The organism is Arthrobacter endolithicus, assembly GCF_026627425.1.
Classification (GTDB): Bacteria; Actinomycetota; Actinomycetes; order Actinomycetales; family Micrococcaceae; genus Arthrobacter_M.
The window spans coordinates 111,140-132,410 of the sequence record NZ_JAPNLH010000011.1; the positions used below are offsets into that span (position 1 = coordinate 111,140).

The window sequence follows — 21,271 nt, forward strand, 5'->3', positions numbered from 1 at the left end:
CACCGGCACCGGCACTGGCTCAGACGGCACCGGCTTCGACGGCACCAACTCCGACAGCAACGGCTCCGGCGGCACCGGCACCGGCACTGGCTCCGGCACTGGCTCCGATGGTCCGTTCCGGGTCCGCCCCATCAGCCTCGGGGACTATGTGCTCAACGGCGGAGAGGTCGCGGTGCTCGCCATGGTGGAGGCCATCGGCCGGCTGCTCCCGGGAGTGGTGGGCAACCCCGAATCGCTCGTTGAAGAATCCCATGCGGACGGCCTGCTGGAGTACCCTGTCTACACCAAGCCCTCGTCCTGGCGCGGACGGGACATCCCCGCTGTTCTGCTGAGCGGCAATCACGCAAAAATTGCCAGCTTCCGCCGGGAGGAGCAGCTGCGCCGCACCGCGGAGCGCCGGCCGGACCTGATCGACGCGCTTGACACCGCGATCTTGACCAAAGCGGAACGGGCTACGCTCGGCCAACTTGGGTTCGCCGTCGTGGACGGCCGGCTGCGCCGCGCCTACTAGCGCTCCGCCGCCGGTAGGCTGGCCGCGCCGCGTCGACCAGCGCACCGCCGCCGGTAGGCCCGGACTGGAGGAGCTCCCGGCGCCGTCCATCGACGGCACGCCAAACGACGTCACTTCGGACGCCCGTCACGGCGCAGATTACGGGAAACGCCGTGCCTATGGCAGAATTGACCCTTGTGTCTACTGGGTCCGCACCTGCCACAGGGGGAGCACGACCAATGCAGCAGCACACCGGAGTTCCCCCAGCGGAACAGTCGGTCTAAACCTAACTTTCGGCAGCAACATCTGCAGGTCTTTGGACTTCAGCGCTGCAGCCGCGACACAAAGTGAATGACCCGTGGCGTTCACCAGGAGTGACAGAATGCACATCCTCGATTCAGTCGATGCAGCCAGCCTGCGTACGGACGTCCCCGACTTCCGCGCCGGTGACACCCTCAAGGTTCACGTGAACATCATTGAAGGTAACCGTTCCCGTGTCCAGGTTTTCCAGGGCTTCGTGCTCGGACGCCACGGCGACGGTCTGCGCGAAACCTTCTCCGTCCGCAAGGTTTCCTTCGGTGTCGGCGTTGAGCGTAAGTTCCCGGTCCATTCCCCGATCATTGAAAAGATCGAGGTTGTTTCCAAGGGTGACGTGCGCCGCGCCAAGCTGTACTACATGCGTAATCTGCGCGGCAAGGCTGCGAAGATCAAGGAAAAGCGCGATACCGTTCCCGCTAAATAAGGGATCCGCACTTTGAACCACACGGAACGCCGGTCCAGGAAACTGGGCTGGCGTTTCGTTGTGCTGGCCGTGGTGCTGGTCATCGCCGGCAGCGCCATCATCCGCAGCTGCTGGCTGGACGTATATTACATCCCGTCCGAATCGATGGAGCCATACCTGCTGACCGGGGACCGCGTGTTGGTGTCCCGGACGGACTACTCCTCCACTGCCATTGTGCGTGGCGACGTTGTAGTTTTTGACGGCAGGGGCTCATTTGCTCCCTTGAACAGCGGTCAGGGACCCATTGCTGACGCCCTCCATACCGTCGGTGTGTGGTTGGGCGTGGCGGGAAGCGACACCGTCTATGTCAAGCGTGTCATCGGCGTCGGCGGTGACCACGTCAAATGCTGTTCCGCGGGCGGCCAGCTGGAAATTAACGGTCTCGCCCGCGATGAGCCATATCTATACCCTGGGGATGCGGCCAGCACCTCGGCTTTTGATGTGGTGGTTCCAGAGGGTAAATTGTGGCTGATGGGTGATCACCGCTCCGTCTCAGCTGACTCGCGATCGCTGCTTGGTGCTCCGGGCGGCGGTATGGTTTCCGTGGATAAGGTCATCGGCCGTCCTCTGCGGATCCTCTGGCCGTTGGAGAGATTCGGACCCCTTGATCGTTTAACGGCTTCGGCAATCCTGCCGGCTCCGCCGGCTATACAGAAGGACGCACAGTAAATGCCGCAGGATACCCCGGGCGTCCCCGATGAGGCCGAGCCGAACGGCACGCCAGAGCCTGCGGCGGATCAGCATAGGCACGCGGCCCACGCCAAATCTGCACATTCTGCCGCTTCTCACCACACAGTCCACGGAGCCCATTCCTCCTCGGCGTCGCCCGATCACGAAGAAACTTCCGGTGAGAGGATGCGACGCGGCGCGCGCGCCTGGCTCAAAGAGATCGGCACCATAATTGTCATCGCCTTGGTGCTGTCCTTTCTGATCAAAACATTTCTGTTCCGGGCCTACTGGATCCCGTCCGGGTCGATGGAGAACACGCTGGAGCAAAACGACCGCATCTTCGTTAATCTACTGGTTCCGCGTCCCTTCGCCCTGGAGCGCGGGGACGTTGTGGTCTTCAAGGACAGCCAGCAGTGGCTCCCGCCTGCCGGAGCCCAGCCGGCCGGGCCACTGAGCTGGGCGAAGGATGCCATGATGTTCGTTGGACTGGCACCCGACGAATCCCAGCAGCACCTGGTCAAACGCGTCATTGGGCTGCCGGGAGACAGGGTCATCTGCTGCGACGCCGGGGGGAAACTCACAGTCAACGGTCAGCCGCTAACCGAGCCGTACTTGTATCCCGGCGCCGCGCCCTCCACCACAGCCTTCGATGTGACCGTTCCCGCGGGCGAACTGTGGGTGATGGGGGACCACCGCAATGACTCCGCTGATTCGCGTGCGCATATGGACACCCCTGGTAAGGGATTTGTCCCCGTCGCGGATGTCGAGGGACGCGCCACGGTCATCGCCTGGCCGTTCAGCCGACTGGCAATTCTGGGCAACTACCCCGATGTCTTCCGGGACGTTCCGGCTCCGGTGAAGGCCGCCCCCAGCTCCCTCGCGCCCACCTCCGGTCACTAACCGTGAGCGCCCCTGCACCGGCGTCCGGACTTGGCCGCAAAACGCCGCCAAAGAAGCGCGCTGCTGCCAAGACCGCCGGCAAACCCGCCGCGCCGAACTTGTCCTATGAACGCTCCTTCCTGACAAAAGGGCACCGACTGATCGCCGGCTGCGACGAAGTGGGGCGCGGTGCCCTCGCCGGGCCGGTCAGCGTCGGCATGGTGGTCATCGATGTCGCATCCCAGCTGGAGCTGGCAAAGGTGCGGGACAGCAAGCTGCTGACCCCAGCGGCGCGGGTGGAGCTGGTGCCGCAGATCCGCGAATGGGCCGTTGCCTACTCCGTGGGGCACGCCTCAGCCGCCGAGGTCGATGCCGTCGGCCTGATTTCCGCCCTGCGGCTGGCCGGAACTCGGGCATGGCACCAGCTCGTGGCCTCAGGGGTGACGCCCGATGCTGTTATATTGGACGGCAATCACAACTGGCTATCCCCGCAGTCGGAACCAGCACCGGAAGACGCAGTCCCGACGGAGGCGCAATCTCAGCCGCAGTTCGAGGTTTTCGGTGAAGGGCCGGCGACTGTAGCGGCTACCCAGCCGGAACCGCCCACAGAAGCGGGCGACGTCGTCGTCCTCTCCTGCGACGCACCGGTTTACACCAAGATCAAGGCGGATATGGCGTGCCTGAGCGTCGCGGCTGCCAGCGTACTTGCGAAGGTGGAGCGGGACGGGATGCTGATCGAGCTCGACGCCATCCATCCGGACTTTGGCTGGGCGGTGAACAAAGGCTACGCAACTGCTTCGCACCGGGCGGCCATCGCTGCCCACGGGCCCTCTGCTTACCACCGGTTGAGCTGGCGGCTGACGGCGGACGTCGAGCCCGGCGCCCAGGAAGCTGCGGGTAAGGGATGATGGAACGATGAGTGCCGAAGATCTGGAAAACTACGAGACCGACATGGAGCTCCAGCTCTACCGCGAATACCGGGACGTCGTGGGGCTGTTCAACTATGTCGTGGAGACAGAGCGGCGGTTCTATCTGGCAAACCACGTCGATCTTCAGGCACGCTCGGCCGACGGCGAGGTCTACTTTGACCTGACACTGCAGGACGCCTGGGTTTGGGACGTCTACCGCTCGGCCCGGTTTGTGAAAAATGTCCGCGTTATCACCTTCAAAGACGTCAATGTCGAAGAGCTGGTCAAATCGGATGACTTGACGATCCCCAAGGACGGATCGCTGGGAAACTAGCGGCCGCTGCGCTGGCGGCTGCTGCGGCTGCTGTGGCTAGCCCCTGCTGCCACTAGTCCTCAACACGGAGCCTGAGCGGCGGCCCTGCCCACTATCTTGTCTGGTCCCCTTCCGGCTTGCCAACTCCCGCCACGATGGGGGTGGAGGTGCTCATGAAAGCAAAAGATATTCTGGGTCGGCGCGGCGAAGTCCTGGCGGCCGATTATCTGGAGGACCGCGGTATTCGAGTGGTCGACCGGAATTGGCGCTGTCCCAGAGGTGAAATCGATCTGGTCGCCTACGACGGCGAATGTCTCGTCATTGCCGAGGTCAAGACTCGCCGGTCCCTACGTTTCGGTCATCCGTTTGAGTCGATCACTCCGGCCAAGTTAACCCGGCTGCGCACCTTGGGGGTGTTGTGGTCCCGTGACCACTGCGTCTTTCCGGCCGCGGTGCGCATTGACGCCATCGCGGTGCTGGACTGCGGCGATGGGGAACCCGTGCTGGAGTACCTCAAGGGGGTGGGTTAGGTGTCCATGGGGCGGGCCTTCTCGTTCGCGCTGGTCGGGTTGGAAGGTCACCTAGTTGAAGTCGAAGCGGACATCGGGCAAACGCTGCCGAATTTTGTTCTTCTTGGCCTGCCGGACGCATCCCTGAAAAAGTCTTAGGATCGGATCCGGGCCGCCGCACATACCTCCGGGATTCCGCTGAGCCGGCACACTACGCCCGCGGTTCCTCCTCGCCCGGGCATAGTTTCGGCCCAGACCCCTCCACAGGAAGGAAGTACTGTTTTCAATCAATGTTGGGATGTAGTTTCTGATCCGGCCGGTTTCCAACGAGTTGTACGGCTCCCCAACGATGCGTTCAATCCGATGTGGGGGAGCTGCGGGGAAACGGGGGCATGCCGGTCCACGACCTTACTGATCGTCGGCTCTTTCTCTGCCTCACTCACCGCTTCATTGTCGGCCAGGCGGTCTTCCGGCTTAGATCTGTCCCCGCCGCACCGAGGCCGCAGCCCTTCTGATCTGCAGATAGTAGTGGCTAAACGCAACTTGAGTCCGCCGACGGAAAGGGCCCCGCACCGACTTGCGGGAATCTGAACCGTGCCGATACCCACGATCGACAAAAGCCAACGTCGCGCGATCTCGGGAGCAGCCAGTTCAACGGGACTTGCCGGGTTGACGATCGTCCGATAGAACGGGTAGATGCACGCTCTTCGGGCTCGCCATGCTTTCGACGGAGAGTCATTTATGGCTGGCGGTGCGACGGTCCTGATCGAGGACGGCTCGATCATCGGTGTTGAGTCCTATGGGTTTTCGGTCCCCGGGTTTTGCCAGGTTACGGGCCACGAAGGGACGTTGCTGCCGGGTCTGATCGACGCCCACACCCACCTCGTCACCGACAGCGGGGTCTCGGCCCTGGACCGGGTCGCCGGCTACTCTGCCGAGGAGATCGATGAGGTCGTCTCTGCTGCGTTGCACGATCAGCTCGTGGCGGGTGTGACGACCGTACGTGATCTGGGGGATCGGCGATTTTGCGTCCTCGAGCGCCGGGATCGGCAGCTGTCGCCCCACGTGATCGAGCCTTTGATCGTCGCCTCCGGGCCACCGTTGACCAGTAGGAACGGCCACTGTCACTACCTAGGCGGGGTGGTTTCCGGAACCGACGAGATCATCAGGGCGGTAGCCGAACGGGTGGAACGGGGTGTGGACATCATCAAGGTGATGGCCTCAGGCGGTGTCAACACTCCGGGCACCGATGCGATGCTTACTCAGTTCAGCGCAGCTGAGCTGCAGCTGATCGTGGACCGTGCCCACGCAGCTGGTGTGCCGGTGACGGCGCATGCGCATGGAACACCTGCGGTGGAGCAGGCCCTTTCGGCCGGGGTCGATGGGATAGAGCATTGCTCCTGTGTCACCGCCCACGGCTTCGGACAGGTCAGCGAAGAAACGGTCTCGGCCCTCGCGCGGAGTCGCATCGCGGTCTGTCCCACCATCGGCGTCGACACGCATCTGATGGTATCCCCGCCGCCAGCGGTTCAAGCGATGATGGCGAGGATCAGGGTAACGACCGAAGAGATGCTGCAGGGCCGGTCTGACTTTGTCGGTCGGCTGCACCGTAGCGGAGTGCGCCTGGTGTCCGGGGCCGACTCCGGCATCGGGCCGGCCAAACGGCACGGAGTGCTCCCGTACGCCGTGTGCGAGCTGGTCACTGCAGGACTCAACGTCACCGAGGCCCTGGCTACGGCGACTTCGGGCGCAGCGCAGGCATGCGGGGTAGTCGACCGCAAAGGCCGGATCGCCCACGGCTACGACGCCGATCTTCTCGTCGTCGACGGTGATCTTGAGGCTGATGTGACCGCGTTGCACCGGCCCCGATCGGTGCTGCTGCGCGGCCTGCCCGTCAGCCTCTGACCGAGCAGAATGCCACCTGGCACGCCCGTTTCCGGCTCGTAGCCGGGTCTGTGATCTTCCATCGGCTATCCGTTCCGTCGGACAGCGTACCGGTGCTGGCCCCCAACCTATCGGAACCATGCCGCGGCCGGAACAGGTCCGAGCGCTTCCGGTCAACATTTTAAAATTAGTCTGCTGTGCGGCGTGACGTTTGCCTGCTGATTTCGTCTTTCTCTTTGTAAGCACGATTACTATTCCCGAGAAGGAGATGTTTTCCATGTCAGAGGCAACGAAGACCCCCGGACGTTCCAGCGGCGTTATGGCCACGCCTGAGGAGCAGAAGCACAGCGCTCCGCAGGAACAGCCGAAAAAGAACGACGCACTGCATACGGACCGCGGGGACACCACGATCGAGGAAACCGTAGTCCAGAAGCTCGCCGGCATGGCAACGCGTGAGGTTCCCGGCGTCTACTCGATGGGGAGTGCCGGGCGGCGTGCCTTCAGCGCCTTGGCCGAGCGCATTCCCGGCTCGCAGACCAATGTCAGTGGCGGCGTTAGCGTGGAAAAGGGTGAACGCCAGACGGCAATTGACGTCTCCATCGTTGTGGAGTACGGAATCCCGATAGTGGACGTCAGCCAAGGGATCCGCCAAAACGTCATCCAGTCGGTGGAACACGCCACCGGTTTGGAAGTGCTGGAAGTAAACGTCAACGTCACCGATGTGCACCTGCCCGATGATGACCAGCAGGACCAGCAGGATCAAAAGACCGATCTTCAGTAATGACACCGGGCGGGAGTCCTGCCCGGTGAGGAAAGGGCCGGTGATGGCTATGTCTCCTGAGGGTTCCTGGGAATCGGCGCCCATGCGGACATGTCTGCCCGGCCCAAAGCGTCGGTGGGACTTGCCGGTAACATCGCCACTCTGATTATGGAAGCGGGCGCAGTCCACCGGTGCCGTTGTCCGCTGGGGAAAGGATCCCTAGTGAGGAGGATTTCATGATCACTACGCAGGACATTGAGACCATCATCGTCGGTGGCGGCATTATGTATTCAACAAACGGAGATGCAATGGGCTCCGTACGACAGGTCTATCTGGACGCTAAGACCGCTGGACCGTCCCTGGAGCGAGTGAGCACCGGCATTACCATCACATCCGAATCCTTCGTCCCGGTCAGGGAAGCGACTTGGAAGGCAGTGACCTGCATGTGCCCTACACCAAAGATCGGGTCAAAGACGCGGCCCACCTGGATTCAGAAGGCAGCACAAGCGCGGAGGAACAGACCCGGCTCTATAGCTACTACAACCCCAGCTCAACTGGTGGCGGTGCCGGACAGGTTCTGGCCTCACCGGACCGTCACGTGACGGTGACCCGTTCCGAAGAGCAGTTGCGCGTCCACACGCAAATCCACGAAACCGACAAGGTGTGGCTGCGTAAATACATCGTGACTGAAGAAGTTACGCCGACCGTGTCGGTGAGCCACGAAGAATTCCGTGTTGAACGCGAACCCATCAATGACGCAACCCGTGATGGTGATGGCGAGGCCCTGAGCTAGGAGGACTACATAATAGTTTTTTGCGCCGAGCGCCCGGTGATCCATCTGGAAACCGTTCCCGTCGAGCGGCTAAGAGTCCGCAAGCAGATCATCACCGAGAAACGAACCCTTATCGAAAAAGTCCAGCAAGAGAGTATCGATACCGACCGACCCTGGTAGCAGGTAGTACGCACCGTCTTTCAGTGCGCCGGATCGTCGGCCAACAACATCCCGGAGGTTTCCATGAATAACGCGCTTTCAACGGCATTAGCCGACGTCATCACCTTTGTTCCGAAGCTCATTTTCTTCTTCATCATCCTGATTATCGGCTGGATCATCGCCAAGCTCATTGAAAAAGCCCTCTCCAAGGTCCTGCAAAAAGTCGGCTTCGACAAAGCGGTCGAACGCGGTGGCATCAAGAAGGCACTGGAGAAGAGCAAGTTCGATGCTTCATCCATTGTGGGCAAAATCGTCTACTACTTCATTTTGTTGTTCGTCCTTGAACTGGCGTTCGGGGTGTTCGGCCCTAACCCGATCAGCACCCTGCTGACCGGCATCATCGCCTACCTGCCGCTGGTCTTCGTGGCGATCATCATCATCGTCATCACCTTCGCCATTGCAGCGGCGGTGCGCGAATTGATCGTCAATATGCTCGGCGGCCTCTCTTACGGCAAGATGCTGGCCAACGTCGCCAGCGCCTTCATCATCTTCCTGGGCGTCATCGCGGCCCTAAATCAGATGCAGATCGCGGTCACCGTGACCACGCCGATCCTGATCGCCGTTCTGGCCATCGTCGCCGGAGTGGTTATCGTCGGAGCCGGCGGTGGGCTGATCAAGCCCATGCAGGCCCGCTGGGAAAGTTACCTGTCCAAGGCCGAAGAAGAGGCACCCCAAATCAAGGAGCAGGCCAAAAATGCTCCCAGCGTGAAGGACCAGGCACAGCAGGCCAAGAACAAAGCCCAACACAGCCAACATTCCGGCAACAACAAGGGTGCCCACCGCATCTGATGGGCAAACCTATTGGGGAATTTGGCCCCATCACCACAACCCCAGGGATCATCCAGGTCCCATCTATAAATAGGAGTATTGCAATGATTAGTACAGATCAGATCCAGGAACTGCTTAACAGCGGCGGAACCGTCGTCGGCGGGGACGGCGAGAAAATCGGCAAGATCGGCCAGGTCTACCTGGACGACGAAACCGGCAAACCCGAATGGGTCACGACGAAGACCGGGCTGTTCGGCGGTTCGGAGACCTTCATTCCGCTGGCCGAAGGCACCATCGACGGTGACACCATCAGGGTCCCGTACGATAAAGACACGGTCAAAAACGCTCCCCGGATGGACGACGCCGAAGGGCACCTCAGCAAGGATCAGGAGGCAGCCCTCTATGAGTACTACGGCATGGCCTATACGGAACGGACCTCGGATTCCGGGCTTCCCGCCGGTGGGGCCCCGCAGCAGACGACCGGAGAGCGGAAAGACCTCTCCGGTGAGTCCGGCGTGCAGGGTCGTGACACGTCCGGACCGACCACCGATGACGCGATGACGCGTTCGGAGGAGCGCTTGAATATTGGCACGGAAAAGGTCGAGACCGGCAGGGCCCGGTTGCGTAAATACGTGGTGACGGAAAACGTTTCCGTGACCGTCCCGGTAAGCCATGAGGAGGTTCGGATCGAGCGCGAGCCCATCACAGAAGCCAACCGTGGTGCCGCGATGGCCGGAGGTGACCTCACCTCCGAAGAGCACGAAGTCACGCTCCACGCAGAACGGCCGGTGGTGGAGAAGGAAACCGTCCCGGTGGAACGTGTCCGGCTCGGCACCGAAACCGTGACAGAGAACCATGAAGTAAACGAAGAAGTCCGTAAGGAACAAATCGACACCGACGCTGGCACGGATACCACCAAAGGTGGGGAGGACAGGAAACACTAGCGGTCATTTCCTGTCCTGGAACGGGTCAGACCGACCAGGCCCAGCCCGACCTGCCCGACAAGGTCGATGCAGATAGGGACTCGGGCTGCTCAGCAAGCTCGGCGTCAATCCGAACGACCTGATGGGCAAACTCCCCCGTCTCGGCGGCTAACGTGAAATTGCCCACGAAAAGTCAGTCCGGTGATGCACGCAATCCGTCGGAGCACCCGTCCCGCTTCCTTGTGGGAGCGGGACGGGTGCGCCTGCGTCAGCGCCGCTACCGCAGTCCAACGATTGCTGGCGTTTTACCCCGCACAAGGGCAGGCTCGTGTTGCCGCGGAACGGTCGGGTAGGTCTTTTTTCGCAACAGATCCTCACGTCACGGAATATTATCGCTGGAAGGTTTATTGCCGCCGTGTTGAGCGGCCTCGACCACCAGGTGAAGCACCGTTTGTTCCCGGACAATCATGCAGCCGTCCCACCTACGCCGGGCCCGCAATTTATTGGTGACCACTGCATCAGACGCGACGTCCTTAACAGTGAAACGTGCCTGCTTGCTCCTACGGCATTGTGGTGTGCTATCCCAACGCTGTGAGGCTTTCGGTAGCTGACCCGTACATGTGTCCACTGTTAAAAAACCGCCAAAGTCGATAGCAGCACGGACGGCGACCATACTCAACCTCGAAGTGAAAGACGGAACGATCGTATGGATAAGAACGACCCACTTTGTGTGAGTGTTGCAGCCTCCGAACTGGAGCTCGCCGAGTTCCGGCGCGATACGGCGGCTCTTGCTCTGGAAGCCGCCGTCATGGCGGCCTTAACCGCAGGCGTGTCTTTGACTGCGGTCGCACGGGCAGCTTTGATGACGGAACCCATGATCAGGGCAATCGAAAAGCAGGCGTGGGAAAGCGCGGCGATACCAGCTGTCGACTAACCCAAGAGGGCGCCCGGCCTCATCTTTCCTGCGCGGGAACGTGACTCGGCATTGGGAACCCGGCCCATAGAGGTGCTTCAGGATCACCGCAAGTCAGCGCCCCGATCCGGTGATAATCAGCTCCAGATGCGACAAAGCCGATGACATATATGCGGCAAAGCCGGCCATCCCACAGACAATCGGGGGATGGCCGGCCAATTGCGGTGTCAGGCCTGCTGGATGTTGTCCTTGGCGTCGGAGGCCCGGTCCTTGACGTCAGCGACCGCGGTCTGGCTTTCGGTTTTGACGTTGTCGGTGGCGTCAGCGGCGGTGGCCTTGACGTTTTCCATGGCTTCCTGGACTGGTTCCTTGAGTCCTTCGGCCACGTGTTTGGCAGCCTCGGTCAGTTCCGTGGTGAGTGGTTCCGCGGCCGCCTTGAGCGCGTCGGCGGCTTCGCGTTCCTTCTGGCTGGCCGGGATCAGGGAGGACACGAGCAGGCCGGCGCCAAAGGCGATCAGCCCGGCGGCGAGCGGGTTTCCCGGTGTTTTGCTCGTCATCTGGGCCGGTGTATCCCTGATCGCAGAGCTAGCATCGTCGAGGTTCCCGCTGGTGATTCCAGCGGCTGAGTGTAGGTTTCCCGAGGAATGCTCCGCCGCTCCCATGACTTTGTCTCTCACCCCGAAAACTGCGTCTTTGACTTTGTCGGTCTGTCTTTGCACGATGTGCGACGGGGTGACTTTGTCTGCCACCGCGTCGACGTGGGTGCCGAGGCGCGCGCGGGTAGCTTCGATATCTGCCCGGAGGGCATCTGGATTTTCACTCATCGTGGTTTCCTTGCTGATCTAAGAGTTGGGTTTGAGGGTGGGCGGGATTTCCTGCAGGGTCTCGGTAGTCTGGGGCAGGCCCTTGACGGCTTTGAGTTCTTTTCGGCCCATAGAGGCCAGAACGACGGCAACGATTCCCCAAATGACCGCAACAACTACGCCGGACCAGCCCAGCCCCCACAGGGTCCCGAGCGCCCACCAGAGCGCCAGGGACAAAAAGACAAGCACGAAGTGACCGGCGACTCCGGCTCCGGCCAACATTCCGATGCCCTTCCCGGCACGGGTAGCGGACTCCTTGAGTTCGACCTTAGCCAACTCAACTTCCTGGCGCATCAGGGTGGACATATCCCGTGTGACGTCCCCCAGTAGCTCACCCAGGGACGAGGATTCCGCCTTAGCGTGGTCGCCGGCAACAGGCATTTCGCTGCTCATCGACGACCACCACCAAAAGGATCATCGTGCAGCGGATCTACGGGCTGCAGCGGGTCAGTCACCACCGGCTCGGAATACCAGCGGTCCTGCCCGCCGAACGCTGGCTGTGCGGACGTTCCTGCCGGGTCCGGAAGGGTCGTGTCGGCGGCGCCCGCCTTCGCCACTTGAACCGTCGGACTCTCGACCGGGACCGGCGGTACCGCCCTGCCGGTATCCGGAACCCGGGCGGGGGGTGTAGTTGGGCCGGTATCTTCTGCCCGGGCGCCGGCTGGTTCGGGTGCACCTGCACTGAGGCTGCGAGTGAGCCTGCCCGCCAAGACACCGGCTCCCGCGGCAAGCAGCAGGAAGGTCCCGGGCTTCTGCCGGGCAAAGGACTTCACCTCGCTCAACAACGAACCGGGATCCCGGCCCTCCAGCCACGATGCAGCGATCGCGGTACGCTCAGCGGCCTGGCGCACCAGGTCGGTGGCTACCCCAGGCTGATCGGCAGAAGAGACCATGGAGTGCAGTTCCGTCGAAACGGATCGCAGGCCCTCGGCGACCTTCTGCTGCTGGGTCCCTGCCTGGTCAGTGAGATCAGACTTCGCCTGCGCCAAAAGGTCCCGTGCGTTGGTCTTGACCTCCGCGGCGACGTTGGCTGCCTCGGATTTGGCCGTGTCCGTGACATTCTGCACGGCGTCAGTGGCGTGGCGGGCAACCTTTCCGGCTTCGTCTTTGGCCGTCTCCGGCGTGGAGGGGGAGTCCTCCGCGGCAGCGGATCCTGCGGCCTCGGTAGGCGGATGCCCGCCCGTGGAAACCGGGGAGGGGGTCTGGGGCCAGGAGTTCTCTGTCATCGTTGCTCTCTTTCAGGAAGGGTCCGCCTGCGACTATTACAGGCGGTGCAGGATGAATTAGTAAGCAAGGTTACTACGTAGATATTAGCCACACTCAGGGGTTGTTCCGCAAGACCTGCCGCGCCCGGCTCCCCGTTGGGACCCACAGCGGACAACATGCTCCAACAGGACCCCATCGAAGGTCCACTCAGGAGTAGTGGAAGTATCCCTCTCCTCCGAAGGGGAAAATGCCGGGCCCGGTCCCTTGCGATGCCGGCGCGCCAAGCTTTCGACGTACCAAGTCCCAAGGACCGGCACCGGTTCCGCCGAGAACACCTCCTTCCCCTGACTCACCTTCAAAGGACTCAGGTCGGACGTATGCTCCGCGCGAACAGGCTGGGGCCGAGGGAGCCCTCCACAGCCCAACTCCGGCATTCCTGCCGGAGTCCGTGGGGCGGGATGGCTGCCTCGTTCCTCTGGGTATTCCGCCACCGTCGAAGTAGTAAGTGTGCTTGCCCAAATCTGGCGAAGCATGCTTTTCTGTTCTGTGAGTCCTGCATGTCACGATGAGTCGAAGGCGAGCACCCATGATCACCTCGGAAAACATCGACACAGTCCTCAGCGGGGGCGGAAACGTCGTCCCACAGGACGGAGGCGAGATCGGCAGTATCGGCCAGGTCTACCTGGACGACGAGAGGGCGAGCCCAGCTGGGTGACGGCGAGGACGGGATTCTCTGGCGGATCTGAGACCCTCGCACCCTCCGACACTCGGGCGTACGCGGGAACGACATCGTCGTCCCTATACCAAAGACATGGTCAAGGACGCTCTATCGTCGAGGAGGACGGCCATATCGAGCCTTCCGACGAAATCCGTCTCTTCGAGTCCTACCAGCTCACCGGGAGTCGGGACCCCGTTAACCTCACCGAAGGCACCGAAAGCAAGCCTCTCACGGGAACCCGGACGTCCGGACAGGACCTTACCGGGACCGGGACCGGGACCGGAGCAGAGTCGGCGGTTCGCTAGGAAGAGCGGCTGCGGGTCGGAACCGAGCAGAACGAGGCCGGGCGCGTCCGGTTGCGCAAGTACGTCGTAACCGAAAACGTCACCAAGACCGTACCGGTCCAGCGCGAAGAAATTCGCCTCAAACGGGTACCGATCACCGGAGAAGACGCCGAACCTGCGGCAGGTTCGGCCGAGATCGGCGAGGGCGTCCAGGAGGTAGTCCTCCACGAAGAACGGCTCGTCGTCGAAAAGGAACCCGTCCCGGTCGAAAACGTTTGTCTGGGCCAGGAAACCGTCACGAAAGAGCACACCCTGAATGAGAAAGTCCGCAAGGAGCAAGTCGACGTCGACGGCGCCGACGGGTCCCCGGCCTAACATGCGGAGCATCCCGGTGAGGCGGCCCGGTATTGTCCGGGCCCGGTTCACCGCTTTTAGACGACCGTCAGCGGCCCTGGCCGCCGAGCTGATAAGGAGTCGTGATGCTGACGACGCTCGCCACCGGGGTCGGGACATGATCCCCGGGTTTGGTAACGGCCCATGGGAGACCTACCAGTCACTGTCCCTTGGCGCCCGGTTTTTTGATCGACCCCCGATGGCGCTGCTCACCGTCGGGGCCGAAACCCTGCTGCTGGGCAAAGACAGCCATGCAGAACAGGGCATTTTGCTCCCGCCGTTGAACAGTAACCATGTCCTGGACCGGGAGCCGGCAAAGGTGATCGATTTCCTCAGCCCGTCGTCAGATCACCCACCCCCTCCACAGGGCCACACCATGAACCAGACCCAGAACCGTGCGGTCCCTCGCCCCCCGGCACCGGAAACGACAAAAAGGTCAACATCGACGTCAACTGGTGCCCGGAGGCGGCCGCCGCCAGAAAACCTTCTTCCCACAGAGCGACCCGGCGGATGAAATTCCCACACCTCCGCGGACCAAGAGGGCATCCGGCCGGAACAGTCAGCTGCCGCGGACGCCTTGCCATCGATTTCTTCCGAAAGCGTGACGAGGCGCTGCCAGCCGGCGAGAGAACGCTCAAATCAACCTCGTACAGATCCCTCTTGCGGCCGACCAAAATCTCCGGCAACGCTGTCAAGGCCGTCAAGGTTGGAGCTTCGCCCACAGCGGCCCAAAAGGAACCACCACGGCCAACTCCGGCAGGAAAGACCGCACGGTGCTGAACCGACGCATCATCTCAGCCACCGCGCCTCCCTCGGTGCCTTCGGGACTCACTAACTCGTTCACCACCTCAGTGCATCCTGGGATGTATGACCAGCGGATATTGGGCAGCCGCGGCCGAGGCGTTTCGAAGGGGTTACAACGCTGAACTCTGAGCTGTCTCCCTGCGGTACATCTCGTGGTGTTGTTTCGGCGGCGAGTATGAATCCGACAGGTGCTGTTCGGTGGCCGTCTATGGGCAGTTTGCCATGGCCGCTAACGGAAGTCTTCTGCACAGCGGTGCATCACCGGCGGACGGTGCTGCTATAGGCCCAGGTCTTTGGCTGCGAGGACCCAGTTGCGGGCCATCTCGTTCTGCGCATCAACGAGCTTCACCCTGTGGTCACAGACGGCCTTGTGGATGGTGTTTTCCACTGCATCCTTTGGATTTGTGGTGCCAGTGGCCCCGGCTCGGTTCAATTCCGGCCACAAATTGGACGCCGAGTTGGCGCCGCCGAGCTCTAGGGACACGAGGTGGTCCAGCTCTATGGTGTGGTTTGCCGTTTCCCTGTAGGCCAGCAGGCTCGTGACCTTGAATCTGTCGGTGGTCGAGGCCGGAGGGCGGACGGTGGCGGTGTAGCCGCTCGTGCAGATCGTCGAATCAATGTTGTCCTGGGTGACGGCTGGGTCCACCGCGCCAGGTGTGCAGGAAGGGTCCGGGAGAACTTCACCGCCGGTGGCATCGAGAACTTTCGCGGCGCACTGGTTGGGGGCGAGCTGCTCGTCTACGGCAACGGTGCCCGGGGAGTGGACCTGCCTGAGGGGGCCGGTGGACGGGATGGCATTGCCGGCGGCCCGTGGACCGGCAAGACCACCGGTCGCGGGCGTGGGGGAGGACGATGTGCCGGTCTTCTGGGCGGCAGCGGAGGCCGAGGTGGGGGTGACTGCTGGCGTGGTCTCCGGCGGGGAGCAGGCGGTGCCGAAGACGAGACATGCCACGCCGACGGCCGCAGTAGTCAGGATGTGCAGGCGAGGGGTCTTCATAGTCCATTATGTGCGTGGCGGGCAGGATTCCGTGTGGTCCACTGTTACCGAAAAAAGCGCGTCAACATGACCTCCGGCATTCGAACGTCCGTATCGTTATTCTCAGAACGCGGCCGCACGGGACGAGCTCTCCAGAACCTCTGCGCCCGGGCGCCCGGGTTGGTAAATATTGTTTTAGGGATTCCTTGAATAGATCCACCTGATAAACCATTACGGACGTTCAGTGCGTGGGAGCGATTAGGCCGGCGCAGCTGGCCCGGCGGAAACGCATTCCGAGTTATTGACCTGCGGCAGCGGGCAGCAGCGGAAGCGGCGAGGACGGCACTCTTACGACTGAAGGACCTGATTCATCGGTCATCGGTTCAGGCGTCATTACGCTTTCACTCTAAACAAGGATGGTGAACAGTATCGCGTTCAATTCAGGTTGAAATGAACCTTCTGTAGGTTTTTTCGTCACTGTCCTCGGGCTGGCAGGGTTGCGGCTGGTTTGTCTGAGCGGGGCGTGACTGGTAAACCTTCTGGCCCTCGCACGGTATCTTTGCCGTCACGAAGGGATTTCTTCCGTGTGGATTGCGGTGGGTAGTGCAGTTGTGGGCTTCTGGAAAAGGGTGCCTTCGAGGATGCTGCCGTGGAATGTCCGGGTGGCGACGATGATCCAGGCGGCGACCAGGAGGGCGTAGCCTGCGTCGGCCATCCACTCGAACACGGCCAGATGTGTGTGGGCGGCGAGGCCGGTCAGGCCTGTGACGCAGGTTCCGACGGGGAAGGTGAAGGACCACCAGGTCAGGGAGAACGGCAGGCCCTGGCGGGCGGTGCGGATGGTGATGGCGGTTGCAAGGGCTGACCACATGAGTGCGAAGCCCAGGACCGGCACCCCGTAGAGGATGCCGAAGGCTTCCATAGCCCTGGCCAGGGTCCCGGACATTACGAGGTGGGCGTTTCCGCCCAGGAGGTTCGCGGCGGTGATGGACTGGCCGAGCGGGCCCAGGACGATCCAGAGGGTGGGGACGGCCGCAGCCGCTCCGATCTTATGTCCAGCCAACCGGCTCCAAATCAGGGTGATAATGATGAGCGAGGCCAGCAAGCTCATTCCAAACATCGCATAGCATCCCATCAGCAGCGTCAGCCGTGCCTGCCCAGCCGGGACGTAGGGCAGCAAGAGCGCCCCGGTGGAGGCTGAGACCATCGGGGGGACCACGGGCATCAACCAGCCACCGAACGCGCTGTCCAGTTTGACCTCATGCCGGGTGAACTGCAGATACGGGACCGCGACAGCGCTGGCCAGCCCCAGCACGGTCCCGGCGGTCCACAGCACTACATCAATGCCGAGCGCCAGCTGTTCGCCAAGGATGTCTTTGCCCAGCAGCAGGGTTCCGGCCCCGACGGTGAGCAGCGCCATCGGGGGTGCGCCGTAGAAATGCGCCATCACAGGATTTGCGTGGTGGCTTTTGGCGGTCTCGTGGTGCCTGAGCCAGTGCACCCCGGTCGCTGCGGTCAGCAGAATCAGCAGCAGCGACGCGAGGGCCCAGACGATGGTGGCGCCGGTGCGCAGGCCCGGGAACTGCAGGGGCAGCGTCGCAGCGGCGGTCGCGACGATCCCGGTGCCCATGATGGATGCAAACCAGTTAGGGGTCAGGTTCGCAAACAGCTCCGATGGCCTCTCCAGCCGACGCAGGACGCGCCTGTCCACGATTCGGCCGCCCTCGGGTAGTACCGGAGGGGCAGTGTGGTGTTGGTTGGCGGTCAGCAGTAGTGTTCCCATACCATCCATGTTCCCGGTCCCGGGCCTGCCGCAGTAGGGGGCATAGACTTGTCCGGGTACAAGTCGGACTTGTACCACAAGCGCTCGTTCTGAAGGAGATATTCCAATGCTCAGCCCCCGGATACCGGAGCTCTCCGCCTTGGAAATGCTCGCCACAGTACACGATCTGGGGTCCCTCACCGCCGCCGGGAAACACCTAGGGCTCTCCCAGCAGGCTGTCTCCTCCCGGATGCGTTCCCTGGAATCCCAGATCGGGTCCGCAGTGTTGACCCGGACACCCAGGGGATCCACCCTGACAGAGTCCGGTGCCCTGGTCGCGGGGTGGGCAGCGGAGGTCCTCGCCGCCGCGGAGCGGCTCGACGCCGGGATCGCCTCCCTCCGATCCGACGCCGCCCGTCAACTCAAGGTCGCAGCCAGCCAGACGATCGCCGAACATCTTCTGCCGCATTGGCTGGTCGCACTGCGTCGGCAGCAGGAGGGCCTCGGACTCACTCCCACAGTCGTGGAACTGACGGTGGGCAACAGTGAAGCCACCGTAGCCATGGTCCGATCCGGACAGGCGGCCCTCGGCTTCATCGAAAGCCCCCACCTTCCCCCGGACCTGAGCGCAGCCGCGGTGCAAGACGATGACATGGTCCTGGTCGTTGCACCGGAGCACCCTTGGGCCCGGCGCCGGACGCCCGTCACAACATGGGAACTGGCAGCAACAGCACTGGTCACCAGGGAACACGGCAGCGGAACGCGGGACGCCCTCGAGCACCTGCTCACGACCGCCGGAGCCGCGACCCTGGCGGATCCGCTGGTGGAACTATCGACAACAGCGGCCGTCCGCTCCACTATTGCCGCCGGCACGGCCCCCGGCGTACTCAGCGCACTTGCCGTCCGTGACGACGTTGCTCTGCACCGGCTCGTCGTCGTCCCCGTCCGTGGGCTGCCCTTGCGCCGGACACTGACCGCTCTCTGGCAGACCGGCAGCACACCTCCTCCCGGCGCGGCCCGGGACCTGGCAGCCATCGCTGCCAGAGCTGTTCCGGGAACCGGAACCCGCCGGAAGGCATGAGACGCGGCGGCTTCGAAGCAGAGAGCACGACCCAAACGTCCCCGCCCGATGGTCGCAGAAAAGTAGGCATCGCTGCCGGTAAGGCGCTAACGCCGCCCTTTATCTGCAGTCGGCAGGTGGCCGGGTACCTGAAATCTCCGCCGTGTTGGAGCAGGTGCAGATCGATCACACGGCCCGCGGTTGGAGGGGCTGGGGATCGACGAGGACTTGCCGATGAGCAGCAAAGCGCGAACCTTGTATCTGGACAACGCCGCGGACTTCAAGAGTGAGGCACTGAGCCGCGGCTGCGAACAGCATGGCATCACGCTGAACTACCGGCCAGTGCGGCGGCCCCACTACGGCGGCACTGTGGAGCCGGTGAACAGCACCGTGATGGCACAAGTCCATGAGCTGTCCGGGACGACGTTTTCCAATCCCGTCGAAGGCCGGACTTACGATTCCGATACGACGGCCGCATTGACCCTTCGCGAGCTGAAACGCTGGCTGGCCCTCACCGTCGGAGCTTCGGCGAATGGAGCACCCGCGCGGTCAGCAGCCGCTGGTCTGAACAATGCCCGGGAACCGTGCTGTTAACGCCAGCCGAAGATAGGGTCGAACTGCGCGCAGACCATTCCTCGTGATTCTCCTGTTTCCTCCAACAGGTGGGAACTCTCAGACCTCACGGCCTGCAGCCCGGCCCCCACCAATAAATCCTCAACTTCGAGTTCCTCGGCGAAGCCGGTGAAGGTCGGCCTGCTGCTAGCTGGCAGCTCAACCGACATGGGATTCATGCAGTCCGGCTTCGACGGGCTCAAAGGGGCTGAAGGAGAACTCGGCATTAACTTGTCTGTCTTTGAGGGCGTAAAGCCGGAGCAAGCCGACATGGAGAAGAGCCTTCGCAAACTTGCTGAAGCATCGCCGGACCTCATCGTCGTCCACGGCGGCCAAAACGCGAAAGCAGCCACGAACGTGGTCGGAGAATTTCCTAAGGTCATGTTCGTCGTGACTCAGTCTGATGTCGTTGGCCCCAACCTCACCAGCTACGAAGTACTTCAGGAAGAGTCGGCCTGGCTGGCCGGAGCCGCCGCTGGCCTCCTCACCAAAACGAACACTGTAGGCCACATGTCCGGCATCCGAGTAACGCCAGGACTCAAAGGACGGGCCGCCTACGTGAACGGCGTGGCCCACACCAATCCGCAGGCCAAAGTCCTGCCCAACTTTCCCGGCAACCAAGACGACGTGGAGCTCGCTCCCAGGTTGGCTGCAGCGGAAATCAGTGCAGGAGCCGACTACATCTTTACTATGCTCAACGCAGGAAGGCCAGGGGTGGCCCAAGCCATAGACGCGTCGGGTGGCAAGGCGCGCGAATTTGGCAATGTCCGGGACTTCACCCAAGACGATCCTAAAATCTCCGTTGGCTCAGCGGTAGCCGATTCGGGTGCGGCAGCCTTCGCCGCAGTTAAAGATTTCGTCCGAGGAGATTTCAAGGCTGATACCACCCACCTCATTGGTCTGGAGGACCCAGAAGCCGTCCGCCTGACACTGGCCGACGACGTGCCGCAGACTGTACGCGATAAAATCAAGCAGCTCACCAGCGATATCGTGGCAAAAATCACCGTGGCCATCGAGTACTCAGGCCCTGAATTTCCCACACCCTAGCCTGACCCTCCCAAGCTGAGCTGCGACTCCACGCGGTTCGAAGCGTCCTCGTCAATTTCCTTCGGCTTGTCACAGCCTTGTTTTTCAAATGGGGAGGGTAGAGGAACCCTAAGGAATGGCGAGGATGCCCGCAAGGGCGTATCTCCTCTCTGTTCTTCACCGGGTTCTTGATTCGGAGATGGATCCTAGCCCCGCCGGCTTTCAGAGCTCCGAAGATAGAGCGCGGTCACGCGAGCACGGGCACCGCGCTCCCCCACGCACTGCTTTCCTCGTAGGGCAGCCATCGTCCTGGCAACCGGTCAACAGTGCGGATGGGCTCGACCGCAGATATGCGGGGGAGGGGTGTTGTTTGTTGAGGCAAGAAACCGGAAGCACCCCACACTTCGTGTCCACTTTACCAGCGAGCCGGCTGCGATGAGTCGAGCGGGGGAGTTCAGCCTCGGCCATTTATGCTCCAGCCCTCGTCCTGGCACGGGGTTCCCTGCACGGCCCAGCACAGCCGCAGTACCTTCATCACCGGCTCCCCATACAGCGGTGACCGCGGCTTGACTTCCTTCAGGACCAGCGCCCGCCGCAACGCCTTACTGGCATGGTCTCGATGCCACTGCGTCAGCGCACACAGCTCAACCAGAATCACCTTCTTGCCGGCCCGGTCCGAACGAACATAGCGGGTCGCGGCGGCCTTCGTAACAGCTCGGCGCTCACTCATCAATAGCTCCATGGCTCACAGTGCGGGCCAGCAAACACCGTCCCGGCAG

23 protein-coding genes and 3 pseudogenes are annotated in these 21,271 nt (G+C 62.3%); 18 read left to right on the plus strand and 8 right to left on the minus strand.

What is annotated here, in order from left to right:
• Nucleotides 1-106: 106 nt before the first annotated feature.
• The 14 genes and pseudogenes from OS914_RS18100 to OS914_RS11550 all read left to right on the plus strand — a co-directional run.
• A pseudogene (locus tag OS914_RS18100) lies at nt 107-511 on the plus strand (tRNA (guanosine(37)-N1)-methyltransferase TrmD); the annotation flags it as partial.
• Nucleotides 512-872: 361 nt separating this feature from the next.
• Entirely contained in the window at nt 873-1,232 is a 360-nt protein-coding gene (rplS, locus tag OS914_RS11495) for a 50S ribosomal protein L19 (RefSeq protein ID WP_267546194.1), read from the plus strand.
• 12 nt (nt 1,233-1,244) lie between these two features.
• On the plus strand, nt 1,245-1,940 hold the full coding sequence (gene lepB, locus OS914_RS11500; RefSeq protein ID WP_267546195.1) for a signal peptidase I: 696 nt from the start codon (nt 1,245-1,247) through the stop codon (nt 1,938-1,940).
• On the plus strand, nt 1,941-2,840 hold the full coding sequence (gene lepB / locus OS914_RS11505) for a signal peptidase I (protein WP_267546196.1): 900 nt from the start codon (nt 1,941-1,943) through the stop codon (nt 2,838-2,840).
• Between the two features lie 2 nt (nt 2,841-2,842).
• A complete protein-coding gene (locus OS914_RS11510) occupies nt 2,843-3,727 on the plus strand; it encodes a ribonuclease HII (RefSeq protein ID WP_420713940.1) in 885 nt (294 codons plus the stop codon).
• A 7-nt stretch (nt 3,728-3,734) separates the two neighbouring features.
• The gene (locus OS914_RS11515; RefSeq protein ID WP_267546197.1) at nt 3,735-4,061 is read left to right on the plus strand and encodes a DUF2469 domain-containing protein; all 327 of its coding nucleotides are present in this window, start codon (nt 3,735-3,737) and stop codon (nt 4,059-4,061) included.
• A 152-nt stretch (nt 4,062-4,213) separates the two neighbouring features.
• A complete protein-coding gene (locus OS914_RS11520; RefSeq protein WP_267546198.1) occupies nt 4,214-4,570 on the plus strand; it encodes a YraN family protein in 357 nt (118 codons plus the stop codon).
• A pseudogene (locus OS914_RS18235) lies at nt 4,571-4,789 on the plus strand (magnesium chelatase domain-containing protein); the annotation flags it as partial.
• A gap of 501 nt (nt 4,790-5,290) precedes the next feature.
• Nucleotides 5,291-6,454 carry an amidohydrolase family protein gene (locus OS914_RS11525; protein WP_267546199.1) on the plus strand — a complete coding sequence of 388 codons (1,164 nt, stop codon included), beginning with the start codon at nt 5,291-5,293 and terminating at the stop codon, nt 6,452-6,454.
• A gap of 256 nt (nt 6,455-6,710) precedes the next feature.
• Nucleotides 6,711-7,214, plus strand: coding sequence for an Asp23/Gls24 family envelope stress response protein (locus OS914_RS11530; RefSeq protein WP_267546200.1), 504 nt, complete (start codon nt 6,711-6,713; stop codon nt 7,212-7,214).
• 424 nt (nt 7,215-7,638) lie between these two features.
• Nucleotides 7,639-8,145, plus strand: a pseudogene (locus OS914_RS11535) (YsnF/AvaK domain-containing protein).
• 63 nt (nt 8,146-8,208) lie between these two features.
• Nucleotides 8,209-8,973, plus strand: a complete 765-nt coding sequence (locus OS914_RS11540; protein WP_267546201.1) for a mechanosensitive ion channel family protein — start codon at nt 8,209-8,211, stop codon at nt 8,971-8,973.
• A gap of 83 nt (nt 8,974-9,056) precedes the next feature.
• On the plus strand, nt 9,057-9,896 hold the full coding sequence (locus OS914_RS11545) for a PRC and DUF2382 domain-containing protein (protein ID WP_267546202.1): 840 nt from the start codon (nt 9,057-9,059) through the stop codon (nt 9,894-9,896).
• 685 nt (nt 9,897-10,581) lie between these two features.
• Nucleotides 10,582-10,809, plus strand: coding sequence for a hypothetical protein (locus OS914_RS11550; protein WP_267546203.1), 228 nt, complete (start codon nt 10,582-10,584; stop codon nt 10,807-10,809).
• A 206-nt stretch (nt 10,810-11,015) separates the two neighbouring features.
• Here OS914_RS11550 and OS914_RS11555 read toward each other — a convergent pair whose 3' ends face one another.
• From OS914_RS11555 to OS914_RS11565, 3 genes are read right to left on the minus strand one after another with little or no spacing between them, the layout of a single operon-like run.
• A complete protein-coding gene (locus OS914_RS11555; RefSeq protein ID WP_267546204.1) occupies nt 11,016-11,612 on the minus strand; it encodes a DUF3618 domain-containing protein in 597 nt (198 codons plus the stop codon).
• Nucleotides 11,613-11,630: 18 nt separating this feature from the next.
• The gene (locus OS914_RS11560; protein ID WP_267546205.1) at nt 11,631-12,044 is read right to left on the minus strand and encodes a phage holin family protein; all 414 of its coding nucleotides are present in this window, start codon (nt 12,042-12,044) and stop codon (nt 11,631-11,633) included.
• Complete coding sequence (locus tag OS914_RS11565) at nt 12,041-12,877, minus strand: hypothetical protein (protein ID WP_267546206.1); 837 nt, start codon at nt 12,875-12,877, stop codon at nt 12,041-12,043. The genes OS914_RS11560 and OS914_RS11565 overlap by 4 nt, the downstream gene beginning before the upstream one ends.
• 566 nt (nt 12,878-13,443) lie before the next feature.
• Here OS914_RS11565 and OS914_RS11570 point away from each other — a divergent pair.
• Nucleotides 13,444-13,572 (plus strand): hypothetical protein, encoded by a 129-nt coding sequence (locus OS914_RS11570; protein ID WP_267546207.1) that lies wholly within the window; start codon nt 13,444-13,446, stop codon nt 13,570-13,572.
• Between the two features lie 83 nt (nt 13,573-13,655).
• On the opposite strand, the gene OS914_RS18365 is transcribed toward OS914_RS11570, so the two are convergent.
• The 4 genes from OS914_RS18365 to OS914_RS11590 form a co-directional block, all read right to left on the minus strand.
• Nucleotides 13,656-14,246, minus strand: coding sequence for a hypothetical protein (locus OS914_RS18365; protein WP_267546208.1), 591 nt, complete (start codon nt 14,244-14,246; stop codon nt 13,656-13,658).
• Between the two features lie 706 nt (nt 14,247-14,952).
• Nucleotides 14,953-15,096, minus strand: a complete 144-nt coding sequence (locus tag OS914_RS11580) for a hypothetical protein (RefSeq protein WP_267546209.1) — start codon at nt 15,094-15,096, stop codon at nt 14,953-14,955.
• Nucleotides 15,097-15,333: 237 nt separating this feature from the next.
• Nucleotides 15,334-16,053 carry a hypothetical protein gene (locus tag OS914_RS11585; RefSeq protein WP_267546210.1) on the minus strand — a complete coding sequence of 240 codons (720 nt, stop codon included), beginning with the start codon at nt 16,051-16,053 and terminating at the stop codon, nt 15,334-15,336.
• A gap of 544 nt (nt 16,054-16,597) precedes the next feature.
• Nucleotides 16,598-17,815 (minus strand): TDT family transporter, encoded by a 1,218-nt coding sequence (locus OS914_RS11590; protein WP_267546211.1) that lies wholly within the window; start codon nt 17,813-17,815, stop codon nt 16,598-16,600.
• 106 nt (nt 17,816-17,921) lie between these two features.
• On the opposite strand from OS914_RS11590, the gene OS914_RS11595 reads away from it, so the two are divergent.
• The 3 genes from OS914_RS11595 to OS914_RS11605 all read left to right on the plus strand — a co-directional run bounded on the left by OS914_RS11595 (nt 17,922) and on the right by OS914_RS11605 (nt 20,513).
• Nucleotides 17,922-18,875 (plus strand): LysR family transcriptional regulator, encoded by a 954-nt coding sequence (locus OS914_RS11595; protein WP_267546212.1) that lies wholly within the window; start codon nt 17,922-17,924, stop codon nt 18,873-18,875.
• Nucleotides 18,876-19,088: 213 nt separating this feature from the next.
• On the plus strand, nt 19,089-19,448 hold the full coding sequence (locus OS914_RS11600) for a hypothetical protein (protein WP_267546213.1): 360 nt from the start codon (nt 19,089-19,091) through the stop codon (nt 19,446-19,448).
• Nucleotides 19,449-19,595: 147 nt separating this feature from the next.
• Nucleotides 19,596-20,513, plus strand: a complete 918-nt coding sequence (locus OS914_RS11605) for a BMP family protein (RefSeq protein WP_267546214.1) — start codon at nt 19,596-19,598, stop codon at nt 20,511-20,513.
• Between the two features lie 433 nt (nt 20,514-20,946).
• On the opposite strand, the gene OS914_RS11610 is transcribed toward OS914_RS11605, so the two are convergent.
• Nucleotides 20,947-21,222, minus strand: coding sequence for a hypothetical protein (locus tag OS914_RS11610; RefSeq protein WP_267546215.1), 276 nt, complete (start codon nt 21,220-21,222; stop codon nt 20,947-20,949).
• Nucleotides 21,223-21,271: the final 49 nt, after the last annotated feature.